The 14,320-nt window shown below is 69.3% G+C and carries 12 protein-coding genes; 1 reads left to right on the forward strand and 11 read right to left on the reverse strand.

Translation table 11 applies throughout. The features are described from left to right. Positions 1-180 precede the first annotated feature (180 nt). The 4 genes from CNR27_RS10950 to CNR27_RS10965 all read right to left on the reverse strand — a co-directional run bounded on the left by CNR27_RS10950 (position 181) and on the right by CNR27_RS10965 (position 5,123). Positions 181-2,931 carry an HAD-IC family P-type ATPase gene (locus tag CNR27_RS10950; protein WP_096298724.1) on the reverse strand — a complete coding sequence of 917 codons (2,751 nt, stop codon included), beginning with the start codon at positions 2,929-2,931 and terminating at the stop codon, positions 181-183. Next, positions 2,921-3,388: a hypothetical protein gene (locus CNR27_RS10955; RefSeq protein WP_123831798.1), complete on the reverse strand. Its 468-nt coding sequence runs from the start codon at positions 3,386-3,388 to the stop codon at positions 2,921-2,923. Before CNR27_RS10955 ends, CNR27_RS10950 begins: the two co-directional genes overlap by 11 nt. 281 nt (positions 3,389-3,669) lie before the next feature. Continuing rightward, on the reverse strand, positions 3,670-4,119 hold the full coding sequence (locus CNR27_RS10960; RefSeq protein ID WP_096298728.1) for a PA2169 family four-helix-bundle protein: 450 nt from the start codon (positions 4,117-4,119) through the stop codon (positions 3,670-3,672). A gap of 413 nt (positions 4,120-4,532) precedes the next feature. Continuing rightward, the gene (locus CNR27_RS10965) at positions 4,533-5,123 is read right to left on the reverse strand and encodes a DUF2585 family protein (protein ID WP_123831796.1); all 591 of its coding nucleotides are present in this window, start codon (positions 5,121-5,123) and stop codon (positions 4,533-4,535) included. A 198-nt stretch (positions 5,124-5,321) separates the two neighbouring features. On the opposite strand from CNR27_RS10965, the gene CNR27_RS10970 reads away from it, so the two are divergent. Then, positions 5,322-5,834: a sterol desaturase family protein gene (locus CNR27_RS10970; protein WP_096298732.1), complete on the forward strand. Its 513-nt coding sequence runs from the start codon at positions 5,322-5,324 to the stop codon at positions 5,832-5,834. Here CNR27_RS10970 and CNR27_RS10975 read toward each other — a convergent pair. From CNR27_RS10975 to CNR27_RS11005, 7 genes are all read right to left on the reverse strand, one after another. After that, positions 5,817-6,752, reverse strand: coding sequence for a phytoene/squalene synthase family protein (locus tag CNR27_RS10975; RefSeq protein ID WP_096298734.1), 936 nt, complete (start codon positions 6,750-6,752; stop codon positions 5,817-5,819). The genes CNR27_RS10970 and CNR27_RS10975 overlap by 18 nt on opposite strands. Continuing rightward, a complete protein-coding gene (locus tag CNR27_RS10980; protein ID WP_096298736.1) occupies positions 6,749-8,239 on the reverse strand; it encodes a phytoene desaturase in 1,491 nt (496 codons plus the stop codon). The genes CNR27_RS10975 and CNR27_RS10980 overlap by 4 nt, the downstream gene beginning before the upstream one ends. Beyond that, positions 8,236-9,405, reverse strand: a complete 1,170-nt coding sequence (gene crtY / locus CNR27_RS10985; RefSeq protein WP_096298738.1) for a lycopene beta-cyclase CrtY — start codon at positions 9,403-9,405, stop codon at positions 8,236-8,238. The genes CNR27_RS10980 and crtY overlap by 4 nt, the downstream gene beginning before the upstream one ends. Then, positions 9,405-10,685: a glycosyltransferase gene (locus CNR27_RS10990; RefSeq protein ID WP_096298740.1), complete on the reverse strand. Its 1,281-nt coding sequence runs from the start codon at positions 10,683-10,685 to the stop codon at positions 9,405-9,407. The genes crtY and CNR27_RS10990 overlap by 1 nt, the downstream gene beginning before the upstream one ends. Then, positions 10,682-11,758 (reverse strand): type 2 isopentenyl-diphosphate Delta-isomerase, encoded by a 1,077-nt coding sequence (fni, locus tag CNR27_RS10995; RefSeq protein ID WP_096298742.1) that lies wholly within the window; start codon positions 11,756-11,758, stop codon positions 10,682-10,684. The genes CNR27_RS10990 and fni overlap by 4 nt, the downstream gene beginning before the upstream one ends. Further along, positions 11,758-12,645, reverse strand: a complete 888-nt coding sequence (locus CNR27_RS11000) for a polyprenyl synthetase family protein (RefSeq protein ID WP_096298744.1) — start codon at positions 12,643-12,645, stop codon at positions 11,758-11,760. The genes fni and CNR27_RS11000 overlap by 1 nt, the downstream gene beginning before the upstream one ends. Positions 12,646-13,131: 486 nt before the next feature. After that, positions 13,132-14,265 (reverse strand): fatty acid desaturase family protein, encoded by a 1,134-nt coding sequence (locus CNR27_RS11005; protein ID WP_096298746.1) that lies wholly within the window; start codon positions 14,263-14,265, stop codon positions 13,132-13,134. Positions 14,266-14,320: the final 55 nt, after the last annotated feature.

Raw genomic sequence — 14,320 nt, forward strand, 5'->3', positions numbered from 1 at the left:
CCGCCGGGGCGGCTCGCACCAGCCGTGGATCAACAGCAACGCGTTCACCCATGAGGCGATGCGATTCATGGTGGCCGGTGCGGCTGGTCTTCACGAACAACCCGGCTCGGGCGCAGGCCAGCATGCCCCGCCGCGACGCGGCTGACACCGCCTCGGGATCGGACGCACAGCTCGCGCGACTCATCGCGCACCGTCCGGGCGGAGTTCTTCGAACGCATCGAGACGGCGCAGCAGCCATTTCTCGAGTTCCAGCACCAGCAGCAGAGCGACACCCACCAGCACGATCACCACACCTTCCAACAGCGGCACCGGTCGGGTGTCGAAGGCCATCTGCATCCACGGCAGATAAGTGAAGGCCACTTGGGCCACGACCACGCCAGCCACTGCCCACAGCACGGCAGGCGTGCCGCGCAGCCCGCGCAGCGAGAAGGAACTGGCATGCAGATAGCGCAGGCTGAAGAGGTAGAAGATCTCCAGCACGCACAACACGTTGACGACCATGGTGCGCGCAGTGGCGACGTCGTGCCCACGTGACTGTGCCCAGCTGAAGATGCCGAAGGCGCCCGCACAGAACAGCAGCGACACGAGCACGATACGCCACAGCATGAAGGGCGAGACCAGAGGCGCATCGGCGCGACGCGGCGGCCGTCGCATGACGCCGGCCTCGGGGGGCTCGAAGGCCAGTGCCAGCCCCAGGGTGATCGTGAGCACCATGTTCACCCACAGGATCTGCGGCGGGGTCATCGGCAGTACCCAGCCGAAGGCGATCGCCATCACCACCGCCAGGGCCTCGCCGCCATTGGTCGGCAGGGTCCAGGCGAGCACCTTGCGGATGTTGTCGTAGACCGCACGGCCCTCGTACACGGCCGCGGCGATGGATGCGAAGTTGTCGTCGGCCAGCACCATGACGCTGGCTTCCTTGGCCGCTGCGGTGCCTTTTCGACCCATCGCGATGCCGATGTCGGCCTGCTTGAGCGCCGGCGCGTCGTTGACGCCGTCACCGGTCATCGCCACCGTATGCCGACGCGACTGCAGGGCACGCACGATACGCAGCTTGTGTTCGGGCGTGGTGCGGGCGAACACGCTGGCCGCCTCGGCGAGTTCCGGCAGCTCGTCATCGGACACGCTGTCGAGCGCCTGGCCGGTGACCACGCGCACCCGGTCGGCGAGCTTCAATTGACTGGCGATCGCGGCCGCCGTGGCAGCGTGGTCGCCGGTGATCATCTTCACCGCGATGCCGGCGCTGCGGCATTCGGCCACGGCGCGCACGGCCTCCTCGCGGGGCGGATCGATGAACCCGACGAAGCCGGCGAACACCAGCCCGTGCACGTCCTCCAGCGCGAAGCGCGACGGTAGGCCGCCGAGACGCCGCCATGCGAAGCCCAGGACGCGCTGCCCCTCGACACCGGCGACATCGATGGCGCGCTGCCATAACCCGGTGTCGAGCGGCGCCTCGGAGCCATCCGCCGCCGCTTGGGCCCGACTGAGCAAGAGCACCTGTTCCGGCGCACCCTTGACGCAGATGAGGGCGCCATGACCGTCGGCCTCGGCGTGCAGCGTCGCCATGAAACGATGCCCGGCGTCGAACGGCACCTCGTCGATTCGCGGGTACCGGCGGGCGATGGCGGCAGCATCGAGTCCGGTCTTGCCGGCCAGGGCCAGCAGCGCCCCCTCCATGGGATCCCCGACGATGCGCCAATCCGTCTCCCGGCCATACAGGCGGGCGTCGTTGCACAGCAGTCCGAGGGTCGCGACCCGCGTTCCGGCGGTCAGTGCCGCATCGCCGCCGGTCTCGGCCAGCACCTCGCCCCGAGGCGCATAGCCACTGCCGAGGACCCGCAGGCGGCCGGCGCTGGTGCCGATGCTGCGCGCGGTCATCTCGTTGCGAGTCAGCGTGCCGGTCTTGTCCGAACAGATCACCGTGGTCGCGCCCAGCGTTTCCACCGCGGGCAGGCGCCGCACGATGGCATCCCGGGCCGCCATTCTGCGCACGCCGATCGCCAGCGTGATGGTGATGACCGCCGGCAGGCCTTCGGGCACCACGCCGACCGCCAGCGCCACCACCACCAGCAGCGCATCCATCCACGGGTAGTCGCGCACGGCGACCGCGAACACGAACAGGACGACGGCCGCGACCAGGGCGACCGCAGTGAAGCCGCGGCTGAAGCGGGCGATCTGTCGCAGCAGCGGCGTGCTCAGCGTCTCGACCTGGCCGAGCAGCGCACCGATGCGACCGATCTCGGTCGCGGAGCCCGTCGCCACCACCAGTGCGGTGGCCTGCCCCGCCGACACCAGGGTGCCGGAATAGAGCATCGACGTGCGACTGCCCAGGTCCGCGCTCCCGGCCACTGGCGCAGCGGATTTTTCCGCAGGCACCGATTCGCCGGTGAGTACCGACTCATCGACGCGCAGCCCGCGCGCGTGCAACACCCGCGCGTCGGCGGGAACGCGGTCTCCAGCCTCGAGCATCAGCACGTCACCGGGCACCAGCGTGCCGACTCCCACCTGCACGCGTCCGCCGTCGCGCAGCACGCAGGCGGACGGCGCGAGCATGGTACGCAGCACCGCAAGCGACTGCTCGGCGTTGCCCTCCTGCACATAACCGACCACCGCGTTGACGGTGACCACCACGACGATGACCACCGCGTCCACCACCTGACCAACGAGCAACGCGATCAGCGCTGCAGCCAGCAGGACCAGGATCAACGGATCGTTGAAATGTCGCAGGAAACGGCGCCAGCCTGGAGTCGGCGTCGGTGGCGGCAACGCATTTTCCCCGTATCGACGAAGCCGCGCAGCGGCGTCTGCACTCGCCAGACCTTCAGTGGTGGCAGCGAGCAACCGCAGGCAGGCCTCCGCGTCCAGCGAATGCCAGGGCGTGACCGTCGCCCCGGCCGGAGACGGCGCCGATCCGGGTGTTTCAGCCATCATGCTCACGGTCTCTGCCGACCGCGCCAAGCGGTTGAGCGGAGACCGGAATCTCCTTCCAGGGTTCGGACATCGCGTGCCGGGTCAGTCCGGGAGTGGCGTTGACGGCGGCGAGCGCTTCACTGCCCGCGCGCTCCCCGGTCCGCCCCGCGGTCGCGAGGCCGATGGCGAACGCCTTCTGCACGATCGTCGCGGCCCGGGCCAGGCCCTGGCCGTCGCCGAGCCGCCTCTGTACCTGCCGATACGGCGCGCTGGCGGTAAGCGAGGTCAGGGCGTGCCAGTCACCGCTGCCGGGTAGTTCGCGGACCTCGCGGTCGAGCGCAACGATTTTCTCCCCGATCACGTGGGCCGCGAACTCTGCCCAATGCTTTCCGCCCTGATGTCGCAGGCGCGCCAGCTGCGGAGGGAGTTCGGGATTGGCGTGCAGGAACTGGAGCGGCAGTGCAGCCTGATCGGACATGTCCTTGCCTCCGGTTCGAACGATTGGCAGGCGCGGTGCCTGGCCGGAGGACGGTCGCAACCGCCCGGTCGTGCGCGGAGCCCGCTGCGCGTGCGCCTCAGGCGCATCCATCATAGCCACGCCCGGTGAGGCATGGACGCCCTTCGCGATCGCCCGTGCAGCCGACCTGCGCCCCGCGGGCCGGACATGAGAAAGCCCCGGCATCTGCCGGGGCTTTCCATGGATCGACGAGAGTGCGCTATGGGCACGGTGTTGCCTGCGCACCGGGCGCAGCGCCTGGGTCAGCGCGCGTTCTTCATCGATAGCTTGCGGGAGCGCATCACGTCGTGGCATGCGCGCACCTCCGGCATCAGACGCACGACGATGTCACGCGCCGCAGGCGGCGTGTCCGCATCGCGCGAAACATGGTCGAAGGCTTCGAGCAGACGGTCTTCCGACTCCTCCAGCTCGGCCACATAGCCGTATTCCTTGTCGCCGAGCGCGGCGCGGATCTTGCCGTACATGTGCTGCATGCTGCCGACGAACGTGCCCGAGTCCTCGGGCTTGCCGCCGGCCGCCTGCACCGCGCTGGACAGCTCGTTGACGATCTGAGCCTTGGTCGTCGCCATGCGTGCGAACAGCGTACGCAGTTCGGTGTCGTCGACCTTCTGCGCGGCCTCTTCGTAGAACTCCTTGCCGTCGCGGGCAATGGCGATCAGGTCGTTGAGGGTGTGTGCGGTCTTGTTGGACATCAGGCTCTCCAGTTGGAAAAAGTTGGCGGCGTGATCTCAGCCGTATCGACCGCCTGCATGCATCCTGCCGTCGGAATCTGGCGGCGTGCGCGGCGGAAATCGATGAGGGGACCTTATCGGCGCACTCGGCAACGACGCGTGATGCGGAGGCGACGATCCCGTGAACAGCTGCGGCGTACGCGCAAACCATTCCCGGGTCAGTCGTCGTGGCTGTTTCGGCGAGCGGGTTCAGCTTCGCCAGGCCCTCGGCAGGCTTCCGACTGCGCTGGCCAAGTTCACAATGAGGCGATGTCGGCTGGAGGATTTACTACGTGGCTTACGGGTCTCCACAAGGCGACCCCCTCGCCACGACCGGCATTCAACCCTGAAACCTGCCTCGCCTGCCCCCCGATTGCCGATGCAGCCGCGTCAGTTCAACCGCGCATCCCGTCCAGCAGACGCCAGACGATCAGGACGAAGCCATCGTGGATCAGCAACGTGGCGATCGTCTCCAGGGCCAGCGCAATCACCACCACCCAGCGTACGGGCAGGCCCAACGCGATTGTGAACCCGAGCAGGGCGAAGGCGGTGTCCGCGAGCGAATTGAGCACGCTGTCGCCGCGATAGTCGGGCGCGGCGTTGGCCGCGTTGTTCAGCACCAGGACTACCCAGGGCGTGTTCTCGATCATCTCCCAGATGGTGCTGCTGATCAGCGCGAGCAGCGCCCGGTCGATGACTGGCCATCGCGGGCGAAGCCAGGAGAAGACGAGATAGAGTCCCATGCCGAAGGCGACGTGCAGCGACGAGTACGCGTCGGCGATCTGCTGGGAGTTCTGCGAGGGATCCGCTCCGGATTGCCACAGCGAGACCACCCCGCACGGGCAGGTCAGGCTGCGTCCCATCCATAGCAGCCACCACACATGGACCGCGAGGGTCGCCGCCACGACCACTCCGACATGGCGAAGCCAGCGCAGCCGGGGAAAGGCGAGTCGCGCGTCCCTGTGCCAGCCGGAACGTCGCGTCATGCGGGAAGACGCCGCATGGGCGCCGCCGCGCACGTGCCACCGCAGGGTCGCCCTGCGCTCGGTGGCACCGCCGGCCACGTCCCGATGCGGGCCCGCCCTGCTGGGGCGCGCGCCGGCGCGGCAAGGCCTTTCATATCGCGCTGACGCGGTGCTTCATGTGCGCTGCGTATCATCCTGCGTCCGCTGTCGGTGTCGCCCATGTCCATTCTGACGAACGTCGCGGTTTTCCTGTGCAGCCTGGTGGCGATGGAGCTGGTCGCCTGGGGCGCGCACAAGTACATCATGCATGGCTGGGCCTGGGGCTGGCACCGCTCCCACCACGCGCCGCGACGCGGCTGGTTCGAGAAGAACGATCTCTTCGCGGTGGTGTTCGCAGGTCTGGCCATCGCGTTGATCTACCTTGGCAGCCGCGGCTGGCATCCACTGGAGTGGGTGGGCGCCGGGATGACCGCCTATGGGCTGCTTTACTTTGTTGCCCACGACGGACTGGTCCATCATCGCTGGCCGTTGCGCTACGTGCCGCGCCACGGGTATCTCAAGCGTCTCTACCAGGCCCATCGCATGCACCATGCGGTGGATGGCAAGGAGGGCTGCGTCTCGTTCGGCTTTCTGTGGGCGCCCTCCGGGGAGCGGCTCAAGACCGAATTGCGCCGGATCCACGGCGGGCCCATCCGCAGGCCCCGCGCTGGCGCTTCAGGCGAAGGCGACTGACGGCCGTTGCCACAGCTGCGCGGGCCTCGGTGCCGCGGCCTGCCACCTGGAGCGCAGCGCCATGCCGGTGGCGCGTGCCAGCAGTCGCAGTTTTGCGGCGCCGGAAGTGGTGACGCGGCGATCCCAGGCGTGCGTGCCCTGCGCACGGACCCGCAGCCCGATTTCCCGGTAGACCCCATGTGCCGCGCCCACCGCCCAGGCGGAGCGGAGCGGCAGCGCGGCGAGCCCGCCGTGAGCGGACGCGTAGTAAGGCTCCGCAGCGTCGATCAGCTGCGCCGCCAGTACCGCGAGCGCGCCGCGATGCGGAGGCGCGTCGAATCCGCGCCTGGGCAGGCCACGCGCGTCGAGCCAGCTCTCGGGCAGATAACAGCGGCCGACCGCCGCGTCGTCGACGATGTCGCGCGCGATGTTGGTGAGCTGGAAGGCGATCCCGAGGTCACAGGCACGATCGAGCGTGGCCTCGTCGTCGACCCCCATGACGCGCGCCATCATCAGTCCGACCACGCCGGCCACGTGGTAGCAGTACTGCAGCGTGTCGTCGAAGGTGCGGTAGCGGTGGCCTGCGGTGTCCATCGCGAAGCCGTCGAGATGTGCCAGCGGCAGTTCGACAGGGATGCCATGCGCGTTCGCCACCGCCTGCAGCGCGGCGAACGCCGGCTCCGCCATCGGCTCGCCCGCACAGGCCTGGCGCGTCCGTGCGTACAACCGGCGCAGTCGGTCATCGCCGTCGGCGACCGGCGCCGGCGCCGCGAAGCCATGCTGCTGGCCATCGACGACGTCATCGCAATGACGGCACCAGGCGTAGAGCAGCACCGCGCTGCGCCGGGTCGCGGGAGCGAACAGCCGCGAGGCGGTCGCGAAACTCCGGGAGCCGACATCGATCGATCGATAGGCATGCTCGAGCAGCGCCGTGGTCACCGGCCGACCTCCTCGAGCATCAGCCCCGCGGTGGCCTTGGCGGAGCCGACGACACCCGGCACGCCGGCCCCCGGATGGGTACCGGCCCCCACCAGATAGAGATTGCGGATGTCCGCGTCGCGGTTGTGCGGGCGGAACCATGCGCTCTGGGTGAGCACGGGCTCCAGCGAGAACGCAGATCCGTGATGGGCGTTGAGCGTGTCGCGGAAATCGAATGGCGTGATGAACCGGCTGGTCACGAGGTCGCGGCGCAGGCCGGGCATGTAGAAGCGCTCGAGATAGTCGAAGATCCGGTCGCGATAACGCGGACCCTCGACGTCCCAGTCGATGTCGGCGTTGCCCAGGTGCGGCACCGGCGCGAGCACGTAGTGGCTGCCACATCCGGGCGGCGCGAGCGAGGGATCGGTCACGCAGGGCGCATGCAGGTACAGCGAGAAATCGTCCGCAAGCGCCGGCCCGCTGAAGATCTCGTCGATGAGTCCGCGATAGCGTTGGCCGAAGCAGACAGTGTGATGGCGCAGCTGCGCATGGTGCCGGCTCAGTCCGAAATAGAGTACGAACAGCGACATGCTGAAGCGCTTGCGCTTGAGCGTCGCGGCCTGGCGCGCGCCGCGCGGGTGGTGCCCGAGCAGCCGGTCGTAGGTGTGCACCACGTCGGCATTCGATGCCAGCACGTCCAGCGTGAACGTGCGCCCGTCGGCCAGAGCCACGCCCGCCGCGCGGTCCTCCACCACCTCGATCCGCGCCACATCGGCGTCGAGTTCGATGCGACCTCCCAGATCCGCGAACAGCCGCACCATGCCGCGCACCAGAGCGCCGGTCCCGCCGCGCGGAAACCACACGCCCCACTCCCGCTCCAGCGCGTGGATCAGCGTATAGATCGATGAGGTCCGGAACGGATTGCCGCCGACCAGCAGCGAGTGGAACGAGAAGGCCTGGCGGAGCTGCTCGTCCTGGATGAACCGCGAGACCATGCCGTAGACGCTCTTCCAGGCCTCGAGCTTCGCGAGCTTGGGGCCCGCCCGGAGCATGTCGCGGAACGACAGGAACGGGACCGCGCCCAGTTCGATGTAGCCTGCCTCGAATACCGACTTCGAATAGGCCAGAAACCGGCGGTAGCCGGCGACATCGGCAGGATTGCGGGCATGGATCTGGCGGTCGAGCGATTCCTGGTCGTTGACGTAGTCGAAGTGCGATCCGTCCTCCCAGCACAGCCGGTAGAACGGATCGACCGCCAGCAGCTCGACGTAGTCGGCCATGCGCTTCCCCGACAGGGCGAACAGTTCCTCCAGCGCCGACGGATCGGTGATCACCGTGGGGCCGGCGTCGAAAACGAAGCCCTGGTCTTCGTACACGTAGGCGCGCCCACCGGGCTTGTCGCGTTTTTCGAGCAGCGTGGTGTCGAAGCCGCCGGCCTGCAGCCGGATGGCGAGCGCCAGCCCGCCGAAGCCCGCGCCGATCACCACTGCGCGCTTGCGTGCAGTCATCTGGAATTCCTGGTCTGGACAGGGTCGGCGCGCATGGCACGCCATGCCTGACCGACCGGGACGGGGGGTTTGCCGGCCACGATCCTGAGCTTGTCGAGCAGCGTCAGGCGGTCGGCATAGAACCGAGCGATCAGGCCGTCGGACAGCCCGTAGAACCGCTGCATCACGCGCCAGCGATCCGCGGGCCGGCCGGCCATGAACAGCATGCGGTTGAGCAGGCGGAAATACCCCTGGCGGCGCCAGCTCGCGGCGGCTTCGTCGCGGGTCAGCGCATGCAACCCGGCCGCATCGAGCTGCATGCTGGCCGCGATCCGCTCGGCGAGACGGACCGCATGCGGCAGCGAATAACCGGTGGTGGCATGGAACAGGCCCGCGGCCAGCCCGGCGCGCGGCTGCTCACCACCCTCGCTCCAGAAACGGTCGAAATCGCCGCCGAGCACGATCGGCAGCACGCCATGCTCCTCGCGCAGCCACTCGGCGATCGCCCAGCCGTGGCCACTTGCATAGCCCGTGATGTTGGCGCCCAGCGCTTCGAAATCCGCTGGCGCCTCGTCGACGTAGTGGGTGTCCTCGATGAGCAGGACGTCTTCCGCGAACGGCAGCACGTAGACGAAGCGGTAGCCCTGCCCCTGCGTCACATCGGCGTCCATGATCAGCGGCACGTCCACGCCATGCGGCTGCGCAGTGCGCACGACACGGCCCAGGAATGCCTGGTAGCCCAGAGCGACATGCGGACTGGGGCGCGCGCCACGTCCGTCGATCACCGCGCCCGCGCTCAGCACGCGTCCGTCGCCGAGCGTGACGGAGGTCGGCGTGATTGCGCTGACGTCCGCTCCACACCACAGCGCATCGCCGAGCGTGGCCTGCAGCTCGGCAGCGAGATCGCCCGACAGCATGCTGGCGTAACCCCCGTCGAGCCGGCGCTGGCGCTGCGGAAAGCGCACCGCATGGGCAGGCCAGCGATGGCGGACCAGAGGTGCCAGCCACCGGTGCTGGGCGGGCGTGAGATCGGTCGAATGGAACGACCAAGTGTGCTCGCCACAGGGCTGCGCCGCGCGCTCGAGCATCAACAGTCGCATCCCGGGGCGCAACGCCCTGAGACGCAGCGCGATCAGTGCATTCGCCAGCCCGCCGCCGACGAGGATCAGATCGTACCGGGTGTCCATCAGGCCGCCGACGCCAGGACCGGCTGAGCGGTCCCGGCGACCGATTCGATGATGTCGGCCGCGCGCTCCGCGCCGCCTGCCGCAGCCACCGATCCACCCAGACTGCGCGCGCGCAGCGCGAATGCGGATTCGTCGAGCAGGCGCGTCAGGCGGGCCCGCAGCTGCCCTGCCGTCGCCAGCCGCGCCGATGCCCCCAGACCGATCCCGGCGTGGATCACGCGCGCGGCGACGCCGGGTTGATCGAACGCGATGGGCAGCGCCAGGATGGGCGTGCCGGCGACGCAGGCATCGAGCACCGTATTGAGGCCGGCATGCGAGACCACGGCATCGGCGCGCGCCAGCATCGCCCGCTGCGGGACCGACTCCACGACCTGGACGACGCCGGGCACCGCGAGCGATGCGACCTGCGCCGGGGTGAGCCCGCCGCAATGCGCGATCACCAGTTGCAGGTCCCGCTGCCGGCAGGCGCGGGCGATGCGGCGGAAGATCGACAGGCGCTGGCCCTGCAACGTGCCCAGCGATGCGAAGACGACGGGCCGGTCCGGCGCCAGCGGCAACGTCAGCGCGGGATCCGGCGCGCGGTCACGCAAGGGCCCGACATGATGGAAGTTCGGCGGCAGCTGCCTGCGCGGGAACTCGAGCTCGGCCACGGTCTGGCTGACCTGCGCATACGGCGACAGGCATTCGTGCAGGGCGCTGCGCGGCCGCAGGCCGAACACCGCAGCGTGGTGCGCGATGACCCGTGCATGCGGCGCCATCATGTAGTCGTAGACACGGCTGCTTGCCGCATAGAGGTGACGCGCCTGGTCGCTGTCCGCGAACCGCCATGGCATCACCGGCAGGGGAACGCCGGGCTCGCGATCGACCGGCAGCGCACAGGCCACCGAGATCCAGGGCAGATCCAGCGCTTCGGCAACCAGGCCCCCCGCGGCCTCCATCTGGTCGCTGACCACCGCCTCGATCCCAGCGCGGGCGAACGCGTCGGGCAGCGCTCTGCACAGCATGTCGGTCGCAGCCGCGACGTCGGCGATCACGCGCCGCAGCCCCAGCGGACCGCCCGGCCGCGCCGCGCGTTGCAGCACGCCCGCCAGCGCGCCGCGCGGATGGCTTGCCCTGCCGACCGCGCGGAACGCGATGCGCGGATCCTGCAGCAGCGAAGCCGCGTCGGCCTGGTGGAAGAAGGTGACGCGGTGACCGCGCTCGACCAGCACACGCGCCACTGCCTGGAGCGCGCGCATGTGGCTCGGAAACGGGGGTGCGACGAAACCGAAGTGGGTCATGCCGACGGCGGCACCTGGATCGGAGGACGTCCGTGCAGCGTAGCGGTCCGCAGCGCCCGCAAGTCGGCGCTGCCGGTGCAGAAGCAGGCAATCCGCAGCTGGCGGATCAGCACGTCGAAGTGCGAGATGACCGATTCGGTGGACACCACCGCCTCGGCCAGCAGCGAGGCCGCCTGGCCGACAAGGTCCGCTCCCAGCGCGAGGGCCTTGGCCGCATCGACGCCGTCACGGATGCCGCCCGAGGCGATCAGCAGGGTATCCGGCAGGGCCGCGCGGGCATCGATCAGCGCCCGGGCGGTCGGAATTCCCCAGCCGGTGAACGCCATGGCCACGGCGCGATCGGCCGGATTGCAGGCACGTTCGCCTTCGACCGCGGCCCAGCTGGTGCCGCCGGCACCGGCAACGTCGATCACCGAGACGCCCGCCTCCACCAGGCGACGCGCCACCGCCGGCGACAGGCCCGCCCCGACTTCCTTCGCCACCAGCGGCACGTGCAACTGCCGCGCCAGCCGCTCGATGGCCTCGAGCACACCGCGCCAGTCCCGGTCACCACCCTGCTGCACGGCTTCCTGCAGCGGATTGAGGTGCACGATCAGGGCGTCGGCATCGATCATCTCGACCGCACGGCGGGCCAGGTCCACGCCGCCCTCGCGCAGCTGCGCGGCACCCAGGTTGGCGAGGATCGGCACGTCCGGCGCACACCGCCGCAGCTCGCGCGTCAGGCCGTGGTCGGCGCCGGTCTCGAGCGCCACGCGCTGCGATCCGACTGCCAGGGCAATGCCCAGGGCCTGCGCCGCTTCGGCCAGATGCCGGTTGATGCCCTGGGCGCGCAATGCGCCGCCGGTCATCGAACTGATCAGCACCGGCGCGCGCAGGGCGCGTCCGAACAGGCTCGTGCCGAGCGCCACCGCATCGAGGTCGAGCTCGGGCAGCGCGCAGTGCTCGAAGTCGAACGCGGCGAAACCGGTCGTGGCCGTGGACCGGGCGCGGGTATGGTCGAGCACGATGTCGAGATGGTCGTTCTTGCGCGCGACCAGCGGAGCGCCCTCGGGCAGATTGGCCGCCAGCTCCATCAGTGGACTCCGAACAGACGCTGGCAATACGCATCCAGCAGCCCGTCCTCGCCATAGACCGACGCCAGCGCATCGCTCGCATTGCGCAGATGGGCTTGCAGCCGGTTCCGGACCTCGCCGATGCCCAGCACCGCGAGCAGGGTCGACTTGCCCACGTCCTTGCCCGAGTCCTTGCCGGTGCTCGCGCTGTCGTGGCGGTCGTGCAGATCGTCCTGGAGCTGGAAAGCCTGACCGAGTTCCAGCGCGGCCCGGCCCAGCGCCTTGCGCGTCGCCTCGTCCGCCTCGGCGAGCAGCGCGGTCATCTCCAGCGCCGCCGCGAACAGTGCACCGGTCTTGAGCGCATTCGTGTCGACGATCTCGTCCACGCCATCCGCCCCGGCGCCGCGCAGGTCCAGGCACTGTCCGCGCACCAGACCCTGCGGGCCCACGGCGCAGGCCAGCACCCCGACCAGCTGGGTACGCACGGCCGGCGCCACCTCGCCGAGCGCGGCGACGGTGGCGAACGCCTGGCTCAGCAGACCGACCGCTGCCAAGGCCGCGACATCCTCCCCGAAGCTGCGGTGGAGCGTCGGCCGGCCACGGCGGAGTTCCGCATTGTCCATGCACGGCATGTCGTCGAGCACCAGCGAGGCCGTATGCACCATTTCGATGGCACAGCCCAGATCGAGCAGTGCAGGCGTGTCGCAGCCGAGTTCGCGGCCTGCGATGAGCATCATCTGCGGGCGGGTCCGCTTTCCGCCGGCCAGCGCACCCTCGCGCATCGCCATGGCCACCAGGTCACGATGGTCGGCGGGTCTGGGCAGCAGGTCCGCCAGACGCGCATCGATCCTGGCCCCGAGAAGCGCCGGCGTCAGGTCATCCCGCGGTGGAGTCGCCAATGCTCTCATGCAGGATCCTCGGGGCAGCAGGGTCGAACTGCGTGCGGGTTCGCACCCGGCCCAGAGGCTGCCGGGACGCCGGGCGATCTTGGCGCAAGCCGCGTAAAAGCGGCGCTCACACCGCGCGGCGCGTCGGCGCCGCAAGGGCCCCGCGGGTCTTGCACCATCGTAGCCCCCGCCCCTCGCAGGGCCCCCCAGCCATCGGGCTGCCCAGCGCATCGCATCCAGGCGCGCCTGGCTCGGCAAGGCCTGCCCTGCGGGCTTGCAATCGCGGCCGCTCCGGGCGCACGCATACCGGGGACAGATTGCGGTCCGGCAGACGGAAGGCCGTCGTGCGCGCGGCAAGGAGCGCCCTGATGATCGGCTGCACGCGCTCACCCGCCCCGGCCGCCACCCGGGTCGGATCGCCTCGATCGCTTGAACCGGCTGTCAGGCCACGCAAAAAAAAAGCGTCCGCCAGGGGCGGACGCTTTCGTGCGGTGCGGGATGCGGCGGTCAGGCCGTCTGCAGCTTCCGCGATGTCGTGGAACGACGCGGACGGCTCGGGAACGCATGCCGCAGGATACGCCAGGCCACCTCGCCGAACTGCCTCGGCAACGACCCCGTGTTGTAGGGCTGCCCGTAGCGTGCGCAGATCTCGCGGACCTCGACCGACAGTGCGCCGTAGCGATGCGCGGGCACGTCGGGATAGAAGTGATGCTCGATCTGGTGGCTCAGGTTGCCGGTCAGCAGGTTCATCAGGCGCCCGCCACCGATGTTCGACGAACCGCGCAGCTGACGCATGTACCAGTGGCCGCGCGACTCGTTGCGGATCGATTCCTTCGGGAAGGTCTCGGCGTCCGCGGTGAAGTGGCCGCAGAAGATCACCACATAGGTCCAGACGTTGCGGATGCCGTTGGCGACCAGGTTGCCCAGCAGCACCGGCAGGAAGAAAGGACCGGCCAGCGCGGGGAACAGCACGTAGTCCTTCAGCAGCTGGCGGCCCATCTTGCGGCCCACCGGCGCGAAATCGCGGCGCATCTTGCCCTTGGGCATCTTGCGGGCAACCCAGCGGCCGAGCTTGAGTTCCTGGATCGCCACGCCCCACTGGAAGTACAGCGCGAAGACCACCGCGATGAACGGCTGCAGCAGGTAGAACGGGCGCCAGCGCTGCTCGGGGAAGATGCGTAGCAGTCCGTAGCCGATGTCGTCGTCCATGCCGCGGACATTGGTGTAGGTGTGGTGACGGAAATTGTGCGAATGCCGCCAGTTGTCCGACGTCGCCACGATGTCCCACTCGTAGGTGTGGCTGTTGAACTGGGGGTCGGCCATGAAGTCGTACTGGCCGTGGATCACGTTGTGGCCCACCTCCATGTTCTCCAGGATCTTCGCCAGGCCCAGCATCAGCGCGCCCAGGATGCATGCCGGCCACAGCAGCCATGGCACGAAGGCGCCACCGATCGCGCCGACCATCAGCAGCGCGCGGCCGCCGAAGCCGATGAAGCGCATCCAGCGCACGACGTTGCGGATGTAGTCGGCGTCTACCTTGCCGACCTGGGCCATCGTGCGCGCACGCAGCGCATCGAGCTCGGCGCCGAAGGCATCGAGTTCCTGCGGGGAGAGGCGTCGCGTGGCAGTGAGCTTGGACATGTCGGCTCCGGAATTGAAGACAGCGCGACCGGGGACGGGCGCACCTTGTAAAGAG

The sequence above is a fragment of the Luteimonas chenhongjianii genome, from assembly GCF_002327105.1.
In the GTDB taxonomy this organism is placed as follows: Bacteria; Pseudomonadota; Gammaproteobacteria; order Xanthomonadales; family Xanthomonadaceae; genus Luteimonas; species Luteimonas chenhongjianii.

Excerpts from the sequence above, each read along its gene's own strand:
- CNR27_RS11005 (WP_096298746.1), bottom strand. The coding sequence starts at position 14,265 with ATGTCCAAGCTCACTGCCACGCGACGCCTCTCCCCGCAGGAACTCGAT.
- CNR27_RS11000 (WP_096298744.1), bottom strand. The coding sequence starts at position 12,645 with ATGAGAGCATTGGCGACTCCACCGCGGGATGACCTGACGCCGGCGCTT.
- fni (WP_096298742.1), bottom strand. The coding sequence starts at position 11,758 with ATGGAGCTGGCGGCCAATCTGCCCGAGGGCGCTCCGCTGGTCGCGCGC.
- CNR27_RS10950 (WP_096298724.1), bottom strand. The coding sequence starts at position 2,931 with ATGATGGCTGAAACACCCGGATCGGCGCCGTCTCCGGCCGGGGCGACG.
- crtY (WP_096298738.1), bottom strand. The coding sequence starts at position 9,405 with ATGGACACCCGGTACGATCTGATCCTCGTCGGCGGCGGGCTGGCGAAT.
- CNR27_RS10955 (WP_123831798.1), bottom strand. The coding sequence starts at position 3,388 with ATGTCCGATCAGGCTGCACTGCCGCTCCAGTTCCTGCACGCCAATCCC.
- CNR27_RS10970 (WP_096298732.1), top strand. The coding sequence starts at position 5,322 with ATGTCCATTCTGACGAACGTCGCGGTTTTCCTGTGCAGCCTGGTGGCG.
- CNR27_RS10960 (WP_096298728.1), bottom strand. The coding sequence starts at position 4,119 with ATGTCCAACAAGACCGCACACACCCTCAACGACCTGATCGCCATTGCC.
- CNR27_RS10980 (WP_096298736.1), bottom strand. The coding sequence starts at position 8,239 with ATGACTGCACGCAAGCGCGCAGTGGTGATCGGCGCGGGCTTCGGCGGG.
- CNR27_RS10990 (WP_096298740.1), bottom strand. The coding sequence starts at position 10,685 with ATGACCCACTTCGGTTTCGTCGCACCCCCGTTTCCGAGCCACATGCGC.
- CNR27_RS10965 (WP_123831796.1), bottom strand. The coding sequence starts at position 5,123 with ATGACGCGACGTTCCGGCTGGCACAGGGACGCGCGACTCGCCTTTCCC.